The sequence below is a fragment of the Rhodococcus ruber genome (genome assembly GCF_016804345.1).
GTDB lineage: Bacteria > Actinomycetota > Actinomycetes > Mycobacteriales > Mycobacteriaceae > Rhodococcus > Rhodococcus ruber.
This window is the reverse complement of record NZ_CP044211.1, coordinates 1,911,972-1,933,000: the sequence shown is the minus strand read 5'-3', so window position 1 is coordinate 1,933,000 and position 21,029 is coordinate 1,911,972. Positions and strand designations below refer to the sequence as shown.

The following is a 21,029-nucleotide window of genomic DNA, read 5'->3' as shown; positions in this document are numbered from 1 at the left end:
AGGTAGGTTCGGGCCGTGGCATTCGTGCGGAAAGTGCGCACCGCATCCGGAGCGGTCGCGGTGCAGGTCGTGCGCAAACACCGCGGCCGGCACGAGATCCTCGCTCACGTCGGGTCCGCGCATACCGACGTCGAGCTGGGCATTCTGCTCGAACGAGCCCGACACCTGCTGCACGGCGATCAAGGCGTGCTGGAGCTGGATGTGCCGACGCCCGTCGAGCAGATCGCCGATGTTGCCGACTGGCGGACCGGCCAACTGCCCGGCCCGACGACGAGCAAGGGTGGCGAGCTCGCCGGGGCGGGACGAACCGTGCGCACCAGCGCCCGGTTCCTCTACGACGTGCTCACCTTCGTCTACGACGGGCTCGGCTTCGACATCATCGACGACGCGGTGTTCAAAGACCTGGTCATCGCCCGGATCGTCGAACCGACCTCGAAGATCGATGCCCTGCGCGTCCTCGGCGATCTCGGCGCTGATCCGGTGTCGTACAAAACGATTCAACGCCACCTCGCGCAGATCATCACCGGCGACTACCGCGACCGGATCGCCCGCCGCTGCTTCGAGTACGCGGCCAGCACCGGCGGGTTGGGATTGCTGCTGTTCGATGTGACCACCTTGTACTTCGAGGCCGAGAAGGAAGACGACCTGCGCAAGGTCGGCTACTCCAAAGAGCGCCGGGTCGATCCACAAATCGTGGTCGGGTTGCTCGTCGACCGCACCGGGTTCCCACTGGAGATCGCCTGTTTCGAAGGCAACAAGGCCGAAACCCACACCCTGGTCCCCATGGTGCGTCAGTTCCAGGCCCGGCACGACCTCGAGGGCGTGGAGATGGTCATCGCCGCCGACGCCGGCATGCTGTCGGCGGCGAATCTCACCGCTCTCGACGAGGCCGGCCTGAAGTTCATCGTCGGCTCCCGGGTGACGAAGGCGCCCGCTGATCTGACGTCCCATTTCCATTGGCACGGTGATGTGTTCACCGATGGGCAGATCATCGACACCGTCACCCCCCGGCACGCCCGCAGCGTGGTCAACACCGTGAAAAGGCGGGCCGAACCGGTCTGGGATCCGGTTCGGCATCCCACCTCGTGGCGGGCGATCTGGCAGTACACCCGCAAACGTGCCGTGCGCGACAACCAGACTCTCAATGCCCAGGAGGCGAGGGCGCGGGCGGTGGTCGAGGGCACCCAGAAGTCGAAGGCGACGCGCTTCGTCAAGACCACCAGCGCAGGTCAGCGACTCGATGATGCCGCGCTGGCACGAGCTCGATCGCTGGTCGGCTTGAAGGGATACGTCACCAACATCCCGGTCACGCTCATGGAACCGGGCGAGGTGATCGGCAAGTACCACGACCTGTGGCATGTCGAGCAGTCGTTTCGCATGTCGAAGACCGATCTGCGGGCACGGCCGATGTTCCACCGCACCCGCGACGCCATCGAGGCGCACCTGACCATCGTGTTCGCCGCTCTGGCCGTCGCCCGCTGCGCCCAGGACCACACCGGTGTCGCGGTCGCGAGGCTGGTCAAGCAACTGCGGCCGCTGCGGACCTCGACCATCGCCATCAACGGTGCCGTCCAGGACTTTCCGCCGCAGATCCCTGCTGCCGAGCTGGAGATTCTCACCCGTCTCGGGTTCGAATCGGGACACTAAGCCAAATGTCCTAACTCAGGGTCGAGGCCAACACCGTGTGGGCCGTTCCGGCCGAGCGTACGGTGATCGGCCTGCGCCAGGACGTGAGCGTCGAGACCGATCGCAGCGCGTTCTTCTCGAGCGACCGCACCGCTATCCGCGCCGTGCTCCGTGCCGGCTTCGGGTTCCCCCATGCCGAGGCGATTATCAAGATCACGGTAACGCCGTGAACATGGGTCGGTACCGTGCGGTGCCTGACGAGGCCATGCCCTGCACGGTCGCACCGGGGCGGCTGATCTTCGACCAGATTGCCGGTCGCCAGGTCGGTGAAGGCTCACAGGTGCTCGTCCATCCCGCCCTGGTGGACGCCTGGCTGCGCAATGGCTGGGTCATCGTTGCCGAGCAGCAGGCCAAGGCACCGGATACTTCAGCGTCGACCAAGCCTCGCCGCTCCCGGCGCTCCACGGAGGGCGACAACTAGAACGTCGCGGAACAGCGGTCCCCCTTCCCGCTGTTCCGTACGGCCACGAGGATCGGCGGCATGACCCAAGAGACACGCGCCTGTCGATCCTCGTTGCAGATGCCCCGCCCGTTCCGTGTGTTGACCCACCGGGAAAGGCGGGGCATTGCTCTGCACACGTGCGCACAGCAAGATGGACGGCACGCCCATTCGTTGGGATTGTGAAGTGGTCCGGATGGACATAACGTGCTGGACATGGATCCGGAACAGCAGCGCTTCCGCGACGCAGTAAGCGACGAACTCCGCGCCGCCCGAGCTCGTCAGCGCCTGTCCCAAGGAGAGGTCTCCGATCGTTCAGGGGAGTCACCCTCGACCATCTACAGAATCGAGTCCGGCAAGCGCGCGGCCGACGTCGACCAACTCTTCGCGATCTGCAAGGTGCTGGGCGTCCGCCCCGGCGACGTCCTTAACGCGGCGCAGGATCGCAACCAAGAGGAGTAGGCCGGCGCCTTCGTCCCGGCCGTTCCCGCCTAGACCGCACCGCTCGCAACATCCCGCGTGATTTCGATGCGCCTCGCAGAGGGCCAGGCGAGCGGAACCCCGCGGCGCCGGAATTGCCAAAATCTCAGGTATTCGACGCATTACGACGTCGGTTGCATCGCTGGGCCGGGGAGGCCCCTCCCCGGCCACTCCTTCATCGCGCAGCACTCACCGGGTCGCTGCCTATACGGGATCCGAGGGGAAATCTATCGCCTAAGGAAACGTCTTTCACAACGGCGGCCGAACGGCATAGATGAAATTTACCGCGTGGTCGATATCGCTGTATCGGTGAAATTTTCCATTCACCGACTTCATTCGGATTTCCACGTTCGCTAATTCTCCGACATGGGATTCAATTACATTCCACGTAAGGGTGGCCACCTCTCCCGCTTTTGTAATGACGGAATCGAGAGTCTCCAATTGAAAATTTTGACTCCAATGGAGGAGCCGGTCTTGTGGGTCAACTCCGGTCATCCGGAAAGTGATTATGTCTCCGGGGCGGACACCGATTTCCGTATAGGCGCGCCCACTTATTAAGTCAACCTTGGAGCAGTCTATCTCGTGCCCGAAACTGTCGATAGCGGAGTCGATGCGCGGATAATAGTCGCCGGCCTGGTCCTTGTTGCTCATGTAAATCGTTACCTGATTTCTAATTTGACCAGCGATCCCGGAGATTAAATCCTGCTCAAAGGCTAATAGCGGTCTGCCATGTGCGACTGTATTGCGGAGATCGCCGAATCTTTTGAGTAGGTTGTGGGTGCTTTGCCTCTTTCCCAGGGCTCGACTCAGGGGTTCCCAGTGCTGCTCGGCAATATCGATAAGATCGTAGAAGTTGGTGTACGCAAGGCCCTCATTGGGAATTGCCGCTGCACCCTTCCTGCGCAAGGTTTCCTCGGATTTTCGGTTCGGCCAGCCAGCGCGTTGCTTCTCCGTCGTCACCTTCTGCAGCCATTCCGTCCCATAGGCCTCGGAATAGGCATGGGCCATCAACTCGCGTAGTGCGTTTTCGCACGTCGTTAGAGCGACCTCAGGTTCGAGTGTTGCCATCGAAAGAGGATCTCATGTCGCCGTACTCGACGCGATACGACGGCTGATTCCAGTCCCCCAGACTGGATTCGAGGAAGGCTGTGGCAGCACCTCCGTACGCCTGTCGATCGAAGTGTGTTAGTCCCAGTTGTTGCGCCGTTGGGATTGCTTTGGCCGCGGGGACAGGGGAAGCGGCGTCCGCCGCGCTTTCCAGGCTTCGACCGGCTCTGATGGGTGCCGGAAGTACCATTCCATGAGGTCGTCGTGATGGATTGTCACACGCCGACCGACTCTGCGGCACAGCAGTTCCCCGGATGAGACCGCCTTGCGGATGTAGTCGATCGACAGGGAGGTGAACTTCGCAGCGGTTTCGTACGAGTGGATCTGCGGTCCGGTGTAGACGCTCGGGACGACGGTCCCGCAGTTGGGACACTGGCTCATTCTTCGCGTTCCTCGGTAGCCGCCGACACGGTCTGTGCGATCGCTTGAAGCCGCAACCACATGGACTCTGGCAGCAACCAGGCACGTCCACCGCTGGCGGACCGCAGTTCCAACGGAACTTGGGTCTCGTTGACCTTGTCGATTGGAGCGTTGCTGATCTTCAAGCTCTCGAGGGAGCTGAGCAGCCGATCACGCATGGCCGGCGAACCCAACAGGTACGTTGTTGCGTCCGGCTCATCCTGGTCAGTCCCGACTGATTCAGGGCCGGACCTCTCATGCTGTCTCATAGGCCTGACGGTAACAGCAGGTCGGTTTCAATACCACCTCTGAGCTGGTCTTATGCCGTTCAATGCTTGCATCATTCAGGTGCCGGCCGTTCGGTCTCCATCGGTTCGACACGGACGGCTTCCGCGCGCGCAGCCTGGCCATCGCCTAGGCCGTCCTCTGAGAGCGCCGGTGCTGCCACTTCGGTAATCCACTCGGACGGCTCGCCGTTCTTGTCCGTTGGAAGCCGGAGAATGTCGCCGAGCAATATGTACGTCCCGATGATGAAGCGGTCGGCGTCGTATTGTTCAACGGTTGCATGGGCGCCCTTGTTTCCGGCGTCGGTAAACGCAGCGAGGCGTCTTCCGAAGTACTCCAGATCCGAAACCATGACGTCACGGGCCGTTGAGCTGGTTTCATTTTTCTCGATCCAGTATGCGAGGCGATTGATGTAGTTATTTTCACCATTCGCCCGCCCGCCAATGGGTTGCCCGGCAGGTTGCAGAGCATCTGCTACAGCCTTAATCAGCCGACGACAGTATCCGGCAGCGTCGGCCCAGTGTTCAGGATTCTCCGACGCTGCCAACTCAATGGCGGCGGTCAGCTTTCTCAAGGCATCGGGTACGAGAGCCGCAATATGTGCGTCAACCGTAGAGCGAATGCGCTCGAACGTTGATTCGACTGCCGATCCGAAACGGAGTTCGTAGGACCGCTCCATCACGTACTGGTGGACGGCGCCGATGACTGTCTCAAGTGTGTTTTGGCTATCGCGTATGGTTCGGACGGCATTGATCCGCTCGACTGTGTTCCCTTGGGGAAGGCTTACATATTGCGATGGGTTTGCGGAACTGACGCTTACAGGTGCATCCGCCGCCGCGGATAGCTGAAGTTGGGAACCTTCAACTATGGCCTGTAATTCAGCAATTGAAGCTGTTCTTGCGCGTCGCGTGCCGTCATCGTCTGTGTAAACTCGGCCGGAACGTTCAGCGGCCGACCACGCTGGCTTGGGTAGCCCATCCTTATTCCCGTAGGAGGCGTAGCCGCGGATCTCTACTAGCAGCCATTCCAATGCCTCAGTGTCATCGAGCAGTCGTGCAAGCCTGCTCGCTTTACGAACGATGTCCGTCGGGCGCAGCTTTCCTAACTCGATGTCTGTCAGAACCTCTTCGGCGAGTGCGCTCGCTTCGGCGCGGCGTCCTAGAGTCATCATCGTTCCCTTCAGGGCAATCGTCGAGTAGCAGGAAGCGACTATAAAGCGCGGCCCCGACACATTCTTCCGTCTGACCGAGATGCGAATCTGCATACTCGTTGGGAGGGAGTGGAGCGGTGGGAGGGCAGGGCGTACCCCGTACCGCGATGGGTACGGATGCACCTTCTCGCCGGTCGGTCGGTCGCTTCGGTCGGTTGGTGTGCACGAGGCCACGGGGATTACTCGCTGGGCCTCCGGGACTGGGATGTTCCACGCGCTCGTACACCTGCCACGGTGTTCCCGCTCGAGTCCGCCTTTACCGGGTGAGTCGCGTGTGATCGAGAAATGTCGCTGTGGCCCCTCTGACGGGCGACGACACCGCTGGCAAGGCGGCTCACCCGTTGAAATCTCCACGGGCGCAGGAAGGCGAACGATGCTTCGAGCGCTGCCCGCCGTCCCGGACCGGGCGGTCGGCGCAATCGCCTCGAAGTTGGATCAGGAGGAGCAACTGCGTCGCAGTGCTGCGCAGGTGGGCCGTTCAGCGGGCCAGGAGCCTCGGGCGCTAGTGCGACGTCCGCTCGTGCGTGTGCAGGACCCACGTGGCGTACAACTCGCTCAGGTGCCCGATGAGCGCAGGGATCATCGATGGTGGGATCGCAGGATCGATGAGGTCTGGAGCGCTGGGCTTGCCGAAAACTAGGGTCCAGAACGGTTTCGCGACCGTGCCATCTTGACGGGAGATGTCAACGCGCTTGAGTTGAAGTCGCAAGAAGGGAGTTGGTTCGGCCCAGGCAACCTCATGGACGGGCCACCTGGTGAACGCAGGTGGCTCGGCCGGCGCATCGGCGTCCGCGATGCCCAGAACCGTCTCGGTGCCATCGGCACCCGTCGTCGATGCCTCAGCCTCTACCTCGGCATCGATCGGCTCGAGCTGGTACAGGAGGACGGTGCCGTCGTCGTATGTTGCGGACACGCCCTCCGGCGAGGAACCGTACCGAACGTCGCCGTGCTTTGCGGTGCGCTCCATTGAGTCCTGATAGATCCGGTCAGAGGCTGCGGCGTACGAGTCAGCGGTCCCAAGGTCAACACGCTTCCGGCGGGGTCCCAGATACGACACCGACATGGCAATCGCGTAGAAGGTGCCAGCGGAAAGTTCGGGCGCTTTCATGAGTAGCGAGACGAACATCCCAGCACCGACGATGAGTACGATGTGGCGAGGGTTCATGACGGAGTCCTGTCCGTTGTGACCTAGGCCCTGGAAGGTGTTCGCGCACCCTCTAGGGCCGTTTTTATGCTTGGCATCACGACCGACGAGGCAGGAGCACCCCTTGGCAGCAGTGAGCAAGGTATTCGCGGCGAGGCTCGCAGGTCTGGTGGTCCTGGGACCCGACGGCGAGTCGATCGGCCGGGTGCGCGACGTCGTGCTCACCATCCGGATCGGGCGGCAGCAGCCCCGGGTGCTCGGTCTGGTCGTCGAACTGCCGACGCGCAAGCGAATATTCGTGCCGATGCTGCGCGTGACGGCGATCGAGCCGGGGGCCGTCACCCTGAACACCGGCAACGTCAGCCTGCGCCGGTTCACGCAGCGACCGACCGAGGTGCTGGCGCTCGCGCAGGTGCTCGATTCGAAGGTCCGGGTCGACGACCCCGAGCTGGGTGAGCTCGCGGGCGTGGACGTGGTCGTCGTCGATCTCGGCATCGAACTGACCCGCACCCGGGACTGGGTGGTCTCGCGCGTGGCCGTGCGGGCCCAGCGCGGCCGGTTGGGCCGGCGGTCCGCGATCCATGTCGTGGACTGGCAGCACGTGCACGGGCTGACCTACAGCAACCTCGGAATGCCCGGCCAGGGTGTCTCGCAGCTGCTGCTGCAGTTCGAGGACATGCGCGCCGCCGACGTCGCGAACGCGCTGCGCGAGCTGCCGGAGAAGCGCCGGCACGAGGTGGCGGTCGCCCTGGACGACGAGCGGCTCGCCGACGTCGTGCAGGAGCTGCCGACCGACGACCAGACCGATCTGCTGATGCACCTCGAGGTGGAACGCGCCGCGGACCTGCTCGAGGCGATGGACCCCGACGACGCCGCCGATCTGCTCGGCGAGCTGCCCGACTCGGACGCCGAGTCGCTGCTGCGCCTGATGGATCCGGAGGATTCCGAGCCGGTGCGGCGGTTGCTCGAGCACTCCCCCGACACCGCCGGCGGCCTCATGACCCCCGAGCCGGTGGTGCTCACCCCGGCGACGACGGTGGCCGAGGCACTGGCCCGGGTGCGCAACCCGGACCTCACCCCGGCGCTGGCGTCCATGGTGTTCGTCGTCCGGCCGCCCACCGCGACCCCGACGGGCAAGTATCTCGGCTGCGTGCACCTGCAGCAGCTGCTCCGGGAGCCGCCGGCCGGCCTGGTGGGCGGGATCGTGGACAACGACCTGCCACGACTGGACCCCGACGATTCGCTCACCGCGGTCACCCGGTACTTCGCGACGTACAACCTGGTGTGCGGGCCCGTGCTGGACGACGAGGGGCACCTGCTCGGTGCCGTGACGGTGGACGACGTGCTCGATCACCTGCTGCCCGAGGACTGGCGCGAAGAGGAGGCCGACGATGAGTGACCGTTCCGCCGTGGCCCGGCAGCGCCTCGACACTCCCCGAACCGGCCGGTTCCGGGTCAACTTCGACGTCGAGGCGGTCGGCCGCGTCAGCGAATCGATCGCCCGGTTCCTCGGCACCGGGCGCTACCTGGCCATCCAGACGGTCGTGGTGATCGTGTGGATCCTGCTCAACGTCTTCGCCGTGACGTTGCAGTGGGATCCGTACCCCTTCATCCTGCTGAACCTCGCGTTCTCCACGCAGGCCGCCTACGCCGCGCCGCTGATCCTGCTCGCCCAGAACCGGCAGGAGAACCGGGACCGGGTGTCACTCGAGGTGGACCGGGCACGCGCCGCCCAGACCAAGGCCGACACCGAGTTCCTCGCGCGGGAGCTGGCGGCGCTGCGGCTGGCGGTCGGCGAGGTGGCCACCCGCGACTACCTCCGGCGCGAGCTCGACGATCTGCGCGCGCTGCTGATCGAACCGGAGGAGGAGGACACGACGTCGACGGCATCCGGCAAAACGCGCCCGGCCCGCCGCTGAGACGTGACGCGCTGTAACGTCCATCACAGCCCGTCGATGGTGTCGGTGGGGTGACTGTCCGCGACGAGTAGGTCTGTGGGGTGATGGCGTGCGCTGGCAGGGTCTGATCGCGGTGCCGGTGGTGCTCGGTGCCGGGTTCGCGGCGGTCGCGTCGTCCCCGGCACCGGTGGCTGCGACGGAGCACAGGGAGCCGGTCGCCGTGACGGCGGCGGACGGCAGCACCGGGGTCGGGGTCCTGCCGGCGGACCCGGCGGCGCCGCGACCCGTACGCGGGGCCGAGGCTCCGGCCGGCGCTCCCGCGGCGGATCTTCCGCCCGAGGTCACGGTCGCACCCGGACAGCCGTCGCCCGTGCTGGCCGGTGAGGGCCCCCTGGCGATCCCGGAGCTGGTGCTCTACGCGTACCGGGCGGCCGAGATGCAGCTTGCGATTGATGAGCCCGAGTGCGCACTGCCGTGGCATCTGCTCGCCGCGATCGGACGGATCACGTCGCAGCACGCCGACTCGGGACGCACCGACGTGCTGGGCACGCTCACGACCGCGCGCGTGGCTCCCGGCACGGGCAGACTCGGGCCGATGCAGCTGCCCCCGGCGGTCTGGTCGCAGTTCTCCGCCGACGGCAACGCGGACGGCACCGCGGATCCCCAGAACGTCTTCGACGCCGGTCTGGCGGCCGGCGCCTGGCTGTGCTCGGACGACGCGCGCCTGGCCGAGGCCGACGCCCGCGCCCGCGCGGCTGCCCGGTTCGATCCGTCGCCGGAGTTCGTCGCCAACGTGCAGGCCTGGTCGGCCGCGTACGAGAAGGGCGCCGCGGTCTCGCCGGGGATTGTCGTCCCGCCCTTGGCGCCGCCGGCCGTTCCGGCCCGGCCGAACACCGTCGACGTCGCGGAGACCGTTCCCGCACCCGTGTCCGGGACCACGACGGCACCCACGCCGGCGCCGGTCCCGGCTCCCGCGGTCGAGCCGGTCCCCGTCCCCGCGCCGGCAGTCGAGGCACCGCCGGCCGCGCCGGCTGTCGAGGCACCGCCGGCTGCGCCGGCTGTCGAGGCACCGCCGGCTGCGCCGGTGCTGCCGCCGCTGCCGTGTCTCGTCCCGGCGCTGTGCCCGGCGCCGCCCGCACCCTGATCGGTCACGCCTCGATCTCGTCGTAACCCCCAGCTCCAGCCGTTTGCCCAGCTCAGCGCGTTACATCACGGTAGGGTAACGGAAACGCATCGCTTCCTGTATGGTCGGTACCGCCATGTAACGAAAGCGTCTCGGGGAAGGCGCCCAGGAGGTATCGAGTGGGTCGGCACAGGAAGCCTTCGGAGTCCAAGCTCCGCCGCAATTCGGTCATCGCCCTCACCGGACTGGTTCCGGTCGGCGTGGTCGCCGCGGCCACCAGCGCCGGGGCGAGCCCCAAGACCCTGTTCGGCGTGCAGGACACCGAAGCGGTGGCCGAGCCCGTGACTGCGGCGACCGAGACCACCTACATCGCCGACGGGATCTCCCGCGACGTCGCCGCCGCGGCCGCCCTCATGACCGCACCGGAGCCTACCGCGGAGCCCGCGGCGGCCCCCGCGCCCGCCCCGGAGCCTGCCCCCGCCGCCCCGGCACCGCTCCAGCCCGGCCCCCTCGGGATTCCCGGCATCAACTTCGCCGCCTACCAGAACGCCGAGCGGATCCTCGCCGCCGAGACCCCCGGCTGCAACATGTACTGGACACTGCTCGCCGGCATCGGCCAGGTCGAGTCCGGCCATGCCAAGGGCGGTAAGGCCGACGACAAGGGCAACCTCCTCGAACCCGTGATCGGTCTGCCCCTCGACGGCAGCCTGCGCGGCCAGGCCGTCATCCGGGACACCGACGGCGGCACCCTGGACGGCGACACCGTCTACGACCGAGCGGTCGGCCCCATGCAGTTCATCCCCTCCACGTGGAAGCTCTACGCCGGCGACGGCAACGGCGACGGCGTCGCCGACCCGCAGAACCTGTACGACTCCACCCTCACCACCGCCAAGTACCTGTGCGACGGCGGCAACAACATGCACGACCTCGCGCAGGCCACCAAGGCCATCCATCGCTACAACAACTCCATGGCGTACGTCGCGAACGTGCTCGCCTGGTCGGCCGCCTATTCGACCGGCGTCACCCCCAGCGCGGCGGACCTGCCGCGCATCCACTGAGCGGGTGCCACCTACGATTGATGCCATGGCAGTCAGCGAGTCCGACGTCCGCAGCGCCCTGGCGCGGGTTCAGGATCCCGAGATCCGTAAGCCGATCACCGAACTCGGCATGGTCAAGAGCATCGAGATCGGCGGCGACGGCAGCGTCGACGTCGGCATCTACCTGACCACCGCCGGCTGTCCGCTGCGCACCGAGATCACCGACCGGGTCACCAAGGCTGTGGCCGACGTCGCCGGTGTCTCCGCGGTCCGCGTCGAACTCGACGTCATGAACGACGAGCAGCGCACCGAGCTGCGCAAGTCGTTGCGCGGCGACTCCACCGAGCCGGTCATCCCGTTCGCCCAGCCCGGCTCGCTCACCCGCGTCTACGCGGTGGCCTCCGGCAAGGGCGGGGTCGGCAAGTCCTCCGTCACGGTCAACCTCGCCACCGCCATGGCCGCACGGGGCCTGTCCGTGGGTGTGCTGGACGCCGACATCTACGGCCACTCCATTCCGCGCATGCTCGGCACCGACGCCAAGCCCACCCAGGTGGAGCGGATGATCATGCCGCCGATCGCGCACGACGTGAAGATGATCTCCATCGCCCAGTTCACCCAGGGCAACACGCCCGTGGTCTGGCGGGGACCGATGCTGCACCGCGCGCTGCAGCAGTTCCTCGCCGACGTGTTCTGGGGCGATCTGGACGTGCTGCTGCTCGACCTGCCGCCCGGCACGGGCGACGTCGCGATTTCCGTCGCGCAGTTGATCCCCGGCGCCGAGATCCTCGTGGTCACCACTCCGCAGCAGGCGGCCGCCGAAGTCGCCGAGCGGGCCGGCTCCATCGCCCTGCAGACCCGCCAGCGCATCGTCGGCGTCGTGGAGAACATGTCGTGGCTCGAGCTGCCCGACGGCACCCGGATGGACGTGTTCGGCACGGGTGGCGGTCAGGCCGTCTCCGAGCGGCTCACCCGCGCCGTCGGCGCGACCGTCCCGCTGCTGGGTCAGATCCCGCTCGATCCGGCGATCCGCGAGGCCGGCGACGCCGGAACCCCGATCGTTCTCAGTGCCCCCGACTCGCCCGCAGGCACGGCGCTGCGCGAGATCGCCGAGAAGCTCGCCGTGCGTCGCCGCGGCCTGGCCGGCATGTCGCTGGGGATCGACACCACCCGTCACCTCTAGGCGCCTGCGGCGCCGGTGTGTCCTTTGGGCTGTCCTGACCGCCCAAAGGACACACCGGCCGCGCAGCGGCCTAGGTCTAGGTCGCGTCGGAGTCGATGGGGGGCTTTTCTCCCGCTGTCAACGGCGGCGGGACGGGCTTGCTCACCGGCTTGGTGCCGGGCTTGTCGAAGTCGCCGGTGAGTAGGGAGTCGTCGCCGTCCAGCAAGTGCTTGGTGATGACCGCCTTCGGCGTCATGCCACGGAGCTGGTTCAGTTCGGACAGGGGTTGCCGCAGGTCGTCGAACTCGGGGCCGAGCTCCTCCTTCAGCTGCTCCTTCGCGCCGGATGCGTAGTCGCGGACCTGCCGCAGCGACCTGGTCACCCAGGACACCGCACCGGGCAGCCGCTCGGGGCCGAGGACCACGAGCGCCGCGACGAGCAGGACCATGAATTCGCCCCAACCGATATTGCCGAACACCGTTCCAGGGTACGTGGTGACGCGGGGTTCGCAGCCCGGAGGACCCAGGTCACAGCGGATTCCCAGCGAAGCGGCAGCGGACGGTCAGTCGGACATCGGGGTCACCTGCACGTCGACCAGGCGTCCCGCACGTACCAGCTGCACCGTGACCGGCTTGCCGATCTCCTGGGCATGCACGGCGACGACCAGTTCGTCCGCGCTGGTCACCTCGCGGTCCCCGACCTTGACGATGACGTCGCCCTCGACGATGCCCGCCTGCTGCGCAGGGCTGCCCTGCTGCACGTTGGCGACCTCGGCGCCGCTGGCGACGTCGTTGGCCACGCTACGGGTGTTGACGCCGATCTCCGGGTGGCGCATCTCGCCGGTGCGGATCAGTTCCTGGGCGACGGCGGTGACGTCGTCGATCGGGATGGCAAACCCGAGACCGACGGAACCACCCGTCTCGGTCTTGATGGCCGAGTTGATGCCGATGACGCGGCCCTCGGCATCGACGAGCGGGCCGCCGGAGTTGCCGGGGTTGATGGAGGCGTCCGTCTGCACGGCGTCGATCACGGCATCGGTGTCGGTGCCCTGCCCGCCCAGGCGCATCGGGCGGTTGAGTGCGCTGACGATGCCGCGGGTGACGGTCTTGCTCAGTCCGAGCGGGGAACCGACGGCGATCACGTCCTCCCCCACCTGCACGTCCTCCGAACGGCCGAGTTCGGCGACCGTGAGGTTGTCCGCGTCGACCGAGAGCACCGCCAGATCGGTCTTGATGTCCCGGCCGACGATCTCGGCAGGCACCTTCGTGCCGTCGTTGAACGTGACCTGGATCTTGGCGTCCGGTGCCGTGGCGGCCATCGAGACGACGTGGTTGTTGGTGACGATGTATCCGGCGCCGTCGATGACGACACCGGACCCGGTACCGGCCTCCTCGCCGAGGGTCACCTGGATCGAGACCACCGCGGGCAGCACCGCATCGGCGACGCGGGCCACCTGCCCGGACGGCAGGTCGCCGTCCTGGTCCACCTGGGCCAGCGTCACGCTACGGCTGGTGAGGGATCCGGTGTCGGACGTGACGAGCGCGACGACGAGGCCGCCGACCATGCCGATGGTCAGCGCGACCGCGGCGAGCGTGGCGAGGGCGCGGGTCTCGATCCGGCCGCCGAAGAGGACCTCCCGCAGCGTGAGCTTCGGGGCGGGCGGCAGCGGCTGCTCGTCGTGGGACTGTGCGGGCGCGCCCAGGCGCACGTTCGTGGCGGGGTCGCGCCACGGGTCCGGCTCGGGACCGTCCGCATCGGCCTCGGCGTCCGGGTCGACGGGGGGCCGTTGCAGGATCTCGGAGGTGTCCGCGGGTCGGCCGAACGCCTCGGCCAGCACCGGATCGGTGGGCGCACCGTGACGGACCGGCGGCTCGGCGGCGCGTTCTTCGGCGGACCGCCCGAACGGGCCGGTCGTGCCGGCCGGACGGCCGAAGACGCGGTTGGCGGCATCGTCGACGGCCGGGCGGTAGACCGGGCGGGGCTGCAGACGGGATGCATCGGCACGGCGGGACACCTCAGGCGCGGCGGCACCGTCCGTCTCCGGAGAGCCGGCCCGACGCTCGGACTCCCCGGCCCGACGCTCGGACTCTACTGATTCCGCTGTCACGCGTGCCCGTCTCCCCCGTGTCCGTCAGTCACGGTGCCCAGTATCACCGATGGACCCAGTATCACCGATGGACCCAGTATCACCGATGGGCCCGCCGTCACCGAAGCCACCCGTATCACCAGCGACTCGTATCACCGACGGCACTGCCACCGGACGTCCCGGACTGATCACCGCACACGGGTTCGGGCACCGTCAACGGCGCCAGCGGATCGGCCAGCGTCGCGCGGCCGACCCGAACCGGTCGGTCGCCGGCATGCCCTGGAAACCGGACGCGGGCAGGTTCCGATGATGCTGCGGGATGTCGGCGAGAGCGCCCAGGAGAGTACTCGACATCGGGGGCGGAGCCATCCGGGCGGCGTCGCGCAACGCGCGACGGGCCTGCTGCTGTGCCTCGACCTCCGCGGCGCACTCCGGGCACACGGCCAGATGCTCGGCCGCGCGGAGATACGCATTCATCCGCAGTTCGCCGTCCACGTACGCTGCCACAGCCTCACTCGCCAGGTGCTCCGTGGAACCGAACCGGCGGGTCGGGTGTGCCCTCGTCATGAAACCCTCCTGGCGGCTACCCCGCATCGACTCGACCGACTTCGACCTTCCCATGCTCGCGCAGGTGCTCACGCAGCGCCTGCCGTCCGCGATGGATGCGGCTGCGCACCGTGCCGAGCTTGACTCCCAGTGTGGCACCGATTTCCTCGTAGGACAGACCTTCGATGTCACACAGGACCACAGCAGCACGATAGTCCGGCGCCAGCGAGTCCAGCGCGGACTGCAGGTCGGCGCCGAGCCGGGCGTCGTGGTAGATCTGCTCGGGATCGGGGCCCGCGGAGGGCACGCGGTCGTAGTCCTCGGGCAGCGCCTCCATGCGGATGCGGTTGCGGCGCCGGACCATGTCGAGGAAAAGGTTCGTGGTGATGCGGTGCAGCCAGCCCTCGAAGGTGCCCGGCTGGTAGTTCTGCAACGAGCGGAAGACCCGGATGAAGGTGTCCTGGGTGAGATCCTCGGCGTCCTGCGCGTTCCCGGACAAGCGGTAGGCGAGCCGGTACACCCGGTCGCCGTGCTCGCGCACCAGCTCGTCCCACGACGGCATCACCGCACGGTCACCGGTGGCGTCGAACACTGCCGTGCCGGTGAGCTCGACGTCGGCCGTGGGCTCGACGTCGGGGCTGGGGAGCTGGGGGGAATCGGCCATGTGGATCGCTGGATCCTCCTCTTCGGGACCGCGTGATCGCGAGTGTCGGATGTCGGGTGTCGTGGTCCAACACCGTGTACGCCGGGTTTGTTCCCGGGCCCGCGAGCGCCTGTCGGTGCGGTCTGTTGTGGTACCTACACCTTCACGCACGGTGATGTGGTGCCGATATGAGCAACCTGAGCATCGCCTGAGAATCCTGTCGCCGTGCGCGCCTGCCTGCGACCGGACCCCGGCGACGATAACCTCACTGGGGTGCACACGAATGCCGAACGGATACTGGCTCACGTCGAGAACGTCACAGAGGACGACAACCTCGCCACGGCGCGCGAGCGTGCCCTCGATCTCGGGGCCGAGCCGATCCCGGCAGCGGTGGGTGCGGCTCTCGCGATGTTCACCCGCATGCTCGACGCCCGGACGGTCGTCGAGGTGGGCACCGGTGCCGGCGTCAGCGGGCTGTGGTTGCTGCGGGGCCTGCGCGAGGACGGTGTCCTGACCACCATCGACAGCGAGCCCGAACATCAGCGCGCCGCCAAGACCGCGTTCCGGGAGGCCGGGGTCACGGCCTCGCGCACCCGCCTGATCAACGGGCGCGCGCTGGACGTGCTGCCCCGGCTGGCCGACTCCGCGTACGACCTGGTGTTCGTCGACGCCACCCCCGCCGATCACCCGCACTACGTCCGGGAAGGGGTCCGGCTGCTGCGTCCGGGCGGGGCCATCGTGCTGCACCATGCGCTGCTCTGCGGCCGGGTGGCCGATCCGGCCGAACGCGACTCCGTCGTCCTGGCCGTCCGGGAGGCCACCCGGGCGGTGGTGACCGACGAGCGTCTCGCTCCGGTGTTGCTGCCGGTGGGCGACGGGCTGCTCTGCGCCGCCAAACTCTGAGCCCCGGCGCGGGCCCCGGTCGGATCCCCGTGGTCGGATTCACACGGTCGGATTCACACGGTCAGATCCACACGCCCTTACCGATGGCGACGACGCCGCCGCTGCTGACGGCGAAGCGCTGCCGGTCGCGTTCGAGGTCGACGCCGATGATCTCGCCGTCGCCGACGACGACGTTCTTGTCGAGGATCGCACGCCGCACGACCGCGCCCTTGCCGATGCGCACCCCCGGCATCAGGACGCTGCCCTCCACGGTGGCGCCGTCCTCGACCATGACATTGGAACTGAGCACCGAGTTGCGGACGGTGGCGGCGGACAGGATGCTGCCCGATCCGACGATCGACTCCTGCGCGAGACCACCCTGGACGAACTTCGCCGGCGGCCACATCTCGGAGGCACCGCGGATGGGCCAGCGCCGGTTGTAGAGGTTGAAGATCGGATGCACTGACACCAGGTCCATGTGCGCGTCGTAGAACGCGTCGAGGGTACCCACGTCGCGCCAGTATCCACGGTCGCGTTCGGTGGCGCCGGGCACGACGTTGTCGTTGAAGTCGTAGACGTGGGCGGCGCCCTGGGCGACGAGGGCGGGGATGATGTCGCCGCCCATGTCGTGGTCGGAGTCCGGGTTCTCCGAGTCCGCCCGCAACGCCTCGACCAGCACCTTGGTGGTGAAGACGTAGTTGCCCATCGAGGCGAAGGTGACGTTGGGATCGTCCGGGGTGCCGGGCGGGTGGGCGGGCTTCTCCAGGAACTGGGTGATGCGCCCCTGCTCGTCGCTGTCGATGCAGCCGAACGCGAACGCCTCGCTGCGCGGCACCCGGATACCGGCGACGGTCACCCCTGCGCCGGACTCGATGTGCTGGCGCACCATCTGCTCCGGGTCCATCCGGTAGACGTGGTCGGCGCCGAACACCACGATGTACTCCGGATCCTCGTCGTAGACGAGGTTGAGCGACTGGAGGATGGCGTCGGCGCTGCCGGTATACCAGCGCGGGCCGAGCCGCTGCTGCGCCGGTACCGGGGTGATGTACTCGCCGGTGAAACCCGACAGCCGCCAGGTCTGGGAGATGTGCCGGTCCAGCGAGTGCGACTTGTACTGCGTCAGCACGCAGATCCGCAGGAACCCGGCGTTGACCAGGTTGCTGAGCACGAAGTCGATCAGTCGATAGGCACCGCCGAACGGTACCGCCGGTTTCGCGCGGTCCGCCGTCAGCGGATACAGGCGTTTGCCCTCGCCGCCGGCGAGCACGATTCCAAGCACATGGGGCTGGCTCCTCACACAGTCAACCTATCCGCCACCCCCCGCCACCGCCAGCGAAGAGCCCATCGGTGGCCGGAACGTCACGCGCCGGATAGTTTGATCCGGTGCGGGTGGCAATGATGACGCGGGAGTACCCGCCGGAGGTCTACGGTGGTGCCGGCGTGCACGTCACCGAACTGGTTGCGCAGTTGCGCCGGCTGTGCGAAGTCGACGTGCACTGCATGGGAGCGCCCCGGGAGGGCGTCTTCGTCCACGGCCCCGATCCCGCCCTGGCAGGCGCCAACCCGGCGCTGACGACGCTGTCGGCCGAGCTGCGGATGGCGCACGCCGCCGGCAGCGCCGACGTCGTCCACTCGCACACCTGGTACACCGGCCTGGCGGGGCACCTCGCCGCCGAGCTGTACGACGTGCCGCACGTGCTGACGGCCCATTCGCTCGAACCGCGCAGACCGTGGAAGGCCGAGCAGCTGGGCGGGGGCTACCGCATCTCGTCGTGGTCCGAACGCAACGCGGTCGAGCACGCGGACGCGGTCGTCGCGGTCAGTGCCGGGATGCGACTCGACGTGCTGGACGCGTATCCGTTCGTCGACCCGGCGCGCGTGCATGTCGTGCGCAACGGCATCGACACCGGCGTGTGGCATCCGGGCCCGGCCGAACCGGGAGAGCCGTCCGCGCTGGAGAAGATCGGAGTCGACCCCGATCGGCCGATCGTCGCGTTCGTCGGGCGCATCACGCGCCAGAAGGGTGTCGGGCACCTGATCGCCGCCGCCCACGACGTCGATCCCGGGATCCAGCTGGTGCTGTGCGCCGGGGCCCCGGACACCCCGGAGATCGCCGCCGAAACCGAGCAGGCCGTGGCCGAACTCGAACGCCGGCGCGGCAACGTCTTCTGGGTCCGGGAAATGCTGCCCACCGAGTCCGTCCGCGAAATCCTCTCGGCAGCAAGAGTTTTCGTATGCCCTTCGGTGTACGAACCGCTGGGAATCGTCAATCTCGAGGCGATGGCCTGCGAGACCGCGGTCGTCGCATCGGACGTCGGGGGCATCCCCGAGGTCGTCGAGGACGGGGTCACCGGCCGGCTGGTGCACTACAACTCCTACGAGCCGCGAGCGTACGAGCAGGCGCTGGCGGCGGCGATCGACGAGGTTGCCGGGGACGCAGTGCTCGCTGCCGAGATGGGCCGGGCCGGGCGGGCGCGGGCCATCGCGGAGTTCTCCTGGGCACAGATTGCGCGGCAGACACTCGCGGTCTACCAGGAGGTCGCCGCCACGCGGCACTGAGCAGGAGGTCGCCGCCACGCGGCACTGAGCGCGGGACGGAGGGCCGGATCAGTCCGAGCGCCGTGCCCACACGGTGACGGTCACCGAGGCCGTCACCGGGAACGGCTCCGGCAGTCCCCCGACCAGTTCGGCCAGCCGTTCGCCGGTCAGGTGGTGCCCCGACGGTCCCATCCCGGCCAGCCGGCCCAGTGCCGGACGGTCGAGTTGCAGGGTGAACTGCACGTCGGCGCGGTCGACCCGCTCGAACCCGCCGGACAACGCCGCCCCGAGCCGCTCGGTCTTGCGTTCGTCCACCTGGACCATCCCCGGCAGCGTCACCAGCTCGCGCAGGTGCGCCGGGGTGGGAGCCGCGACGACGAGCACACCGCCGGGGGCGAGAACGCGATGCGTCTCGGCGGCGTTGCGGGGCGCGAAGACGGACAGCACGTGGGTGAGGACGCCGCTGCGGATCGGTAGTTGCCGCCACACGTCGGCGAGCACGGCCCCGACGCGGGGGTGGCTGCGGGCGATGCGCCGGACCGCGGGTTTGGACACGTCGAGCCCGACGCCGCGGCTGTCCGGCAGCGCGTCGAGCACCGCTGCAAGGTACCTTCCGGTGCCCGCACCCACTTCGAGAACGCGGGCACCGTCGTCGCCGGCGGGGTGCTCGGCACAGGCCCGGGCGACGGCGCCGAGCAGCGGATCGAAGTGTCCGGCGTCGAGGAAGTCCGCGCGCGCGGCGATCATCTCGGCGGTGTCGCCGGTGAATCGCGTCGCGGCCCCGGTCAGGAGGCTGACATAGCCCTGTCGCGCGACGTCGAAGCTGTGCCCGGCCTCGCACAGCAGGACGCCCTCGTCGAGGTCGAGCCCACGCTCGCACTGGGGGCAGGCGAGCAGGTCGGTCACCGCATCGAGCACGGGCAGTCCTTCCGAGAAACACAGAGCACCGGAGTACGAACAGCAACGGGCCCCGCGCACCGTGGCGCGCGGGGCCCGGGGGAACCGGCGAATCGTCGCCGGCTGCCGACACCTAGCTGGTGACGCCCTTGAGCTCTTCGCCGAGCGCTGCAGCTTCCTCCGGCGTGAGTTCGACGACCAGACGTCCGCCACCCTCGAGTGGAACCCTCATGACGATTCCTCGTCCCTCTTTGGTTGCTTCGAGGGGACCGTCCCCGGTCCGGGGCTTCATGGCCGCCATCCTCTGCTCCCTCCAAATCTGCGCTCGACTCTTGCGCGCGTGGGTTACCGTGGGGGCCTCGCCGGAAATCGACGAGGCTCGCGACATCATTCTTCCCTATCCGGCCGACCGCCGGGTAGCTGACTCCGCCCTAATGTCGCCGGAACCTGATCGAACGTCCGTATCGACCCAGCACTCGGCGAGATGGTCGTCGACCATCCCGGTGGCCTGCATGAGCGCATACGCCGTGGTAGGACCGACGAACGCGAAGCCGCGCCGCTTCAGTTCCCGGGCCATCGCCGTGGACTCCGGGGTCACCGCCGGTACCTCCGCCACCGAGCGGAGACGCCGGGCGCGCCGCGCCGGCGCGAACGACCACAGCAACGTGTCGAGGTCCGTCTCCCGCAGGTCGAGCACCGCCCGGGCGTTGCCGATCACCGCCTCGATCTTGCGCCGGTTCCGGACGATGCCGGCGTCGCCGAGCAGGCGGTCGACGTCCGCGGCGGTGTAGCCGGCGACCACGTCGACGTCGAAACCCGCGAACGCCGATCGGAATGCCTCCCGCTTCCGCAGGATCGTCAGCCACGACAACCCCGACTGGAACGCCTCGAGGGCCAGGCGCTCGAACAACTCGTCGCGCCCGTGCAACTCGCGGCCCCACTCCTCGTCGTGGTAGTCCCGGTACAGCGTGGACCCCGGCGGATCCACCGCCCACGGGCACCGCACCCGATCCTCACCCATCGTCACTCCCCCCTGTCCGACGGTCCGGCGCGGCCTCCGCCGCGACGGATGCCCCGGTCCGGCCGCTGTCCGCCTCGTCGCCGCCCGGAGTGACCCCACCGGTGTTGTCGTATTCGGTGTTCTCGTACTCGGTGTTCTCGAACTCGGTGTTGTCGTATCCGGTGTTCTCGTACTCGGCGAGCCGGGCCCGCAGATCGTCGATCTCGTGCGCGAGCCGGTCGAGCGCCCAGTCCACCTCGGCGGTCTTGTAGCCCCGCAGCACCTGCTGGAAACGCAGCTCGCGGACGTCCGCGCCGGTCACGTCGGTGACCGGAAGCGCCGTCGCCGTGGCGCCCGGCGGGATCGGCGCCAGGGTCTCCCCCCGACCGAACACCGCGCTCGCCACGAGGAACAGCACCGCGCCGACGACCACCACGACGAGCAGGTAGAGCAGAACCGTCAGCATGTAC

General features: G+C 67.9%; 25 protein-coding genes. 11 read left to right on the top strand and 14 right to left on the bottom strand.

Annotation, left to right across the window (positions count from 1 at the left end):
• Window positions 1-15: 15 nt before the first annotated feature.
• The 4 genes from F1734_RS09145 (at window position 16) to F1734_RS09130 (ending at window position 2,587) form a co-directional block, all read left to right on the top strand.
• Entirely contained in the window at window positions 16-1,647 is a 1,632-nt protein-coding gene (locus tag F1734_RS09145) for an IS1634 family transposase (protein WP_203011544.1), read from the top strand.
• A 62-nt stretch (window positions 1,648-1,709) separates the two neighbouring features.
• The gene (locus tag F1734_RS09140; RefSeq protein WP_238424126.1) at window positions 1,710-1,856 is read left to right on the top strand and encodes a phage major capsid protein; all 147 of its coding nucleotides are present in this window, start codon (window positions 1,710-1,712) and stop codon (window positions 1,854-1,856) included.
• A 20-nt stretch (window positions 1,857-1,876) separates the two neighbouring features.
• Entirely contained in the window at window positions 1,877-2,107 is a 231-nt protein-coding gene (locus tag F1734_RS09135) for a hypothetical protein (protein ID WP_203011542.1), read from the top strand.
• Between the two features lie 234 nt (window positions 2,108-2,341).
• Window positions 2,342-2,587 carry a helix-turn-helix domain-containing protein gene (locus F1734_RS09130; RefSeq protein WP_203011541.1) on the top strand — a complete coding sequence of 82 codons (246 nt, stop codon included), beginning with the start codon at window positions 2,342-2,344 and terminating at the stop codon, window positions 2,585-2,587.
• Between the two features lie 267 nt (window positions 2,588-2,854).
• On the opposite strand, the gene F1734_RS09125 is transcribed toward F1734_RS09130, so the two are convergent.
• The 5 genes from F1734_RS09125 to F1734_RS09105 all read right to left on the bottom strand — a co-directional run bounded on the left by F1734_RS09125 (window position 2,855) and on the right by F1734_RS09105 (window position 6,771).
• Complete coding sequence (locus F1734_RS09125; protein WP_203011540.1) at window positions 2,855-3,673, bottom strand: Swt1 family HEPN domain-containing protein; 819 nt, start codon at window positions 3,671-3,673, stop codon at window positions 2,855-2,857.
• A 117-nt stretch (window positions 3,674-3,790) separates the two neighbouring features.
• Window positions 3,791-4,093 carry an excisionase family DNA-binding protein gene (locus tag F1734_RS26525; protein WP_040275507.1) on the bottom strand — a complete coding sequence of 101 codons (303 nt, stop codon included), beginning with the start codon at window positions 4,091-4,093 and terminating at the stop codon, window positions 3,791-3,793.
• On the bottom strand, window positions 4,090-4,380 hold the full coding sequence (locus F1734_RS09115) for a hypothetical protein (protein ID WP_203011539.1): 291 nt from the start codon (window positions 4,378-4,380) through the stop codon (window positions 4,090-4,092). The genes F1734_RS26525 and F1734_RS09115 overlap by 4 nt, the downstream gene beginning before the upstream one ends.
• Window positions 4,381-4,451: 71 nt before the next feature.
• Complete coding sequence (locus F1734_RS09110) at window positions 4,452-5,660, bottom strand: AbiTii domain-containing protein (protein ID WP_203011538.1); 1,209 nt, start codon at window positions 5,658-5,660, stop codon at window positions 4,452-4,454.
• Window positions 5,661-6,108: 448 nt separating this feature from the next.
• On the bottom strand, window positions 6,109-6,771 hold the full coding sequence (locus F1734_RS09105) for a hypothetical protein (protein WP_040275502.1): 663 nt from the start codon (window positions 6,769-6,771) through the stop codon (window positions 6,109-6,111).
• A 103-nt stretch (window positions 6,772-6,874) separates the two neighbouring features.
• On the opposite strand from F1734_RS09105, the gene F1734_RS09100 reads away from it, so the two are divergent.
• The 5 genes from F1734_RS09100 (at window position 6,875) to F1734_RS09080 (ending at window position 11,988) form a co-directional block, all read left to right on the top strand.
• Window positions 6,875-8,149 carry a magnesium transporter MgtE N-terminal domain-containing protein gene (locus tag F1734_RS09100; RefSeq protein WP_026138051.1) on the top strand — a complete coding sequence of 425 codons (1,275 nt, stop codon included), beginning with the start codon at window positions 6,875-6,877 and terminating at the stop codon, window positions 8,147-8,149.
• The gene (locus tag F1734_RS09095) at window positions 8,142-8,669 is read left to right on the top strand and encodes a DUF1003 domain-containing protein (protein ID WP_010592442.1); all 528 of its coding nucleotides are present in this window, start codon (window positions 8,142-8,144) and stop codon (window positions 8,667-8,669) included. Before F1734_RS09100 ends, F1734_RS09095 begins: the two co-directional genes overlap by 8 nt.
• Window positions 8,670-8,757: 88 nt before the next feature.
• The gene (locus F1734_RS09090; RefSeq protein ID WP_040275501.1) at window positions 8,758-9,792 is read left to right on the top strand and encodes a lysozyme family protein; all 1,035 of its coding nucleotides are present in this window, start codon (window positions 8,758-8,760) and stop codon (window positions 9,790-9,792) included.
• 158 nt (window positions 9,793-9,950) lie between these two features.
• Window positions 9,951-10,829 carry a lytic transglycosylase domain-containing protein gene (locus tag F1734_RS09085; protein ID WP_010592444.1) on the top strand — a complete coding sequence of 293 codons (879 nt, stop codon included), beginning with the start codon at window positions 9,951-9,953 and terminating at the stop codon, window positions 10,827-10,829.
• 25 nt (window positions 10,830-10,854) lie between these two features.
• Window positions 10,855-11,988: an Mrp/NBP35 family ATP-binding protein gene (locus F1734_RS09080; protein ID WP_203011537.1), complete on the top strand. Its 1,134-nt coding sequence runs from the start codon at window positions 10,855-10,857 to the stop codon at window positions 11,986-11,988.
• A gap of 76 nt (window positions 11,989-12,064) precedes the next feature.
• On the opposite strand, the gene tatB is transcribed toward F1734_RS09080, so the two are convergent.
• The 4 genes from tatB to sigE all read right to left on the bottom strand — a co-directional run bounded on the left by tatB (window position 12,065) and on the right by sigE (window position 15,263).
• Complete coding sequence (tatB, locus tag F1734_RS09075) at window positions 12,065-12,445, bottom strand: Sec-independent protein translocase protein TatB (RefSeq protein WP_010592445.1); 381 nt, start codon at window positions 12,443-12,445, stop codon at window positions 12,065-12,067.
• A gap of 84 nt (window positions 12,446-12,529) precedes the next feature.
• Window positions 12,530-13,981 (bottom strand): S1C family serine protease, encoded by a 1,452-nt coding sequence (locus F1734_RS09070; protein WP_017680198.1) that lies wholly within the window; start codon window positions 13,979-13,981, stop codon window positions 12,530-12,532.
• Between the two features lie 285 nt (window positions 13,982-14,266).
• Window positions 14,267-14,620 (bottom strand): zf-HC2 domain-containing protein, encoded by a 354-nt coding sequence (locus F1734_RS09065; protein WP_010592447.1) that lies wholly within the window; start codon window positions 14,618-14,620, stop codon window positions 14,267-14,269.
• A gap of 16 nt (window positions 14,621-14,636) precedes the next feature.
• A complete protein-coding gene (gene sigE / locus F1734_RS09060; RefSeq protein ID WP_010592448.1) occupies window positions 14,637-15,263 on the bottom strand; it encodes an RNA polymerase sigma factor SigE in 627 nt (208 codons plus the stop codon).
• Window positions 15,264-15,515: 252 nt separating this feature from the next.
• On the opposite strand from sigE, the gene F1734_RS09055 reads away from it, so the two are divergent.
• Window positions 15,516-16,145, top strand: a complete 630-nt coding sequence (locus F1734_RS09055) for an O-methyltransferase (protein WP_010592449.1) — start codon at window positions 15,516-15,518, stop codon at window positions 16,143-16,145.
• A gap of 61 nt (window positions 16,146-16,206) precedes the next feature.
• On the opposite strand, the gene glgC is transcribed toward F1734_RS09055, so the two are convergent.
• On the bottom strand, window positions 16,207-17,421 hold the full coding sequence (glgC, locus tag F1734_RS09050; RefSeq protein WP_010592450.1) for a glucose-1-phosphate adenylyltransferase: 1,215 nt from the start codon (window positions 17,419-17,421) through the stop codon (window positions 16,207-16,209).
• Between the two features lie 86 nt (window positions 17,422-17,507).
• Here glgC and glgA point away from each other — a divergent pair, with 86 nt between their 5' ends.
• Window positions 17,508-18,683 carry a glycogen synthase gene (gene glgA, locus F1734_RS09045; protein WP_072786282.1) on the top strand — a complete coding sequence of 392 codons (1,176 nt, stop codon included), beginning with the start codon at window positions 17,508-17,510 and terminating at the stop codon, window positions 18,681-18,683.
• A 48-nt stretch (window positions 18,684-18,731) separates the two neighbouring features.
• On the opposite strand, the gene F1734_RS09040 is transcribed toward glgA, so the two are convergent.
• The 4 genes from F1734_RS09040 to F1734_RS09025 all read right to left on the bottom strand — a co-directional run bounded on the left by F1734_RS09040 (window position 18,732) and on the right by F1734_RS09025 (window position 21,025).
• Window positions 18,732-19,580, bottom strand: coding sequence for a putative RNA methyltransferase (locus F1734_RS09040; protein WP_203011536.1), 849 nt, complete (start codon window positions 19,578-19,580; stop codon window positions 18,732-18,734).
• A gap of 112 nt (window positions 19,581-19,692) precedes the next feature.
• A complete protein-coding gene (locus F1734_RS09035; RefSeq protein ID WP_003936084.1) occupies window positions 19,693-19,860 on the bottom strand; it encodes a DUF3117 domain-containing protein in 168 nt (55 codons plus the stop codon).
• 96 nt (window positions 19,861-19,956) lie between these two features.
• Window positions 19,957-20,580 (bottom strand): DNA-3-methyladenine glycosylase I, encoded by a 624-nt coding sequence (locus F1734_RS09030; protein ID WP_010592453.1) that lies wholly within the window; start codon window positions 20,578-20,580, stop codon window positions 19,957-19,959.
• Window positions 20,573-21,025, bottom strand: coding sequence for a DivIVA domain-containing protein (locus F1734_RS09025; RefSeq protein ID WP_010592454.1), 453 nt, complete (start codon window positions 21,023-21,025; stop codon window positions 20,573-20,575). The genes F1734_RS09030 and F1734_RS09025 overlap by 8 nt, the downstream gene beginning before the upstream one ends.
• Window positions 21,026-21,029: the final 4 nt, after the last annotated feature.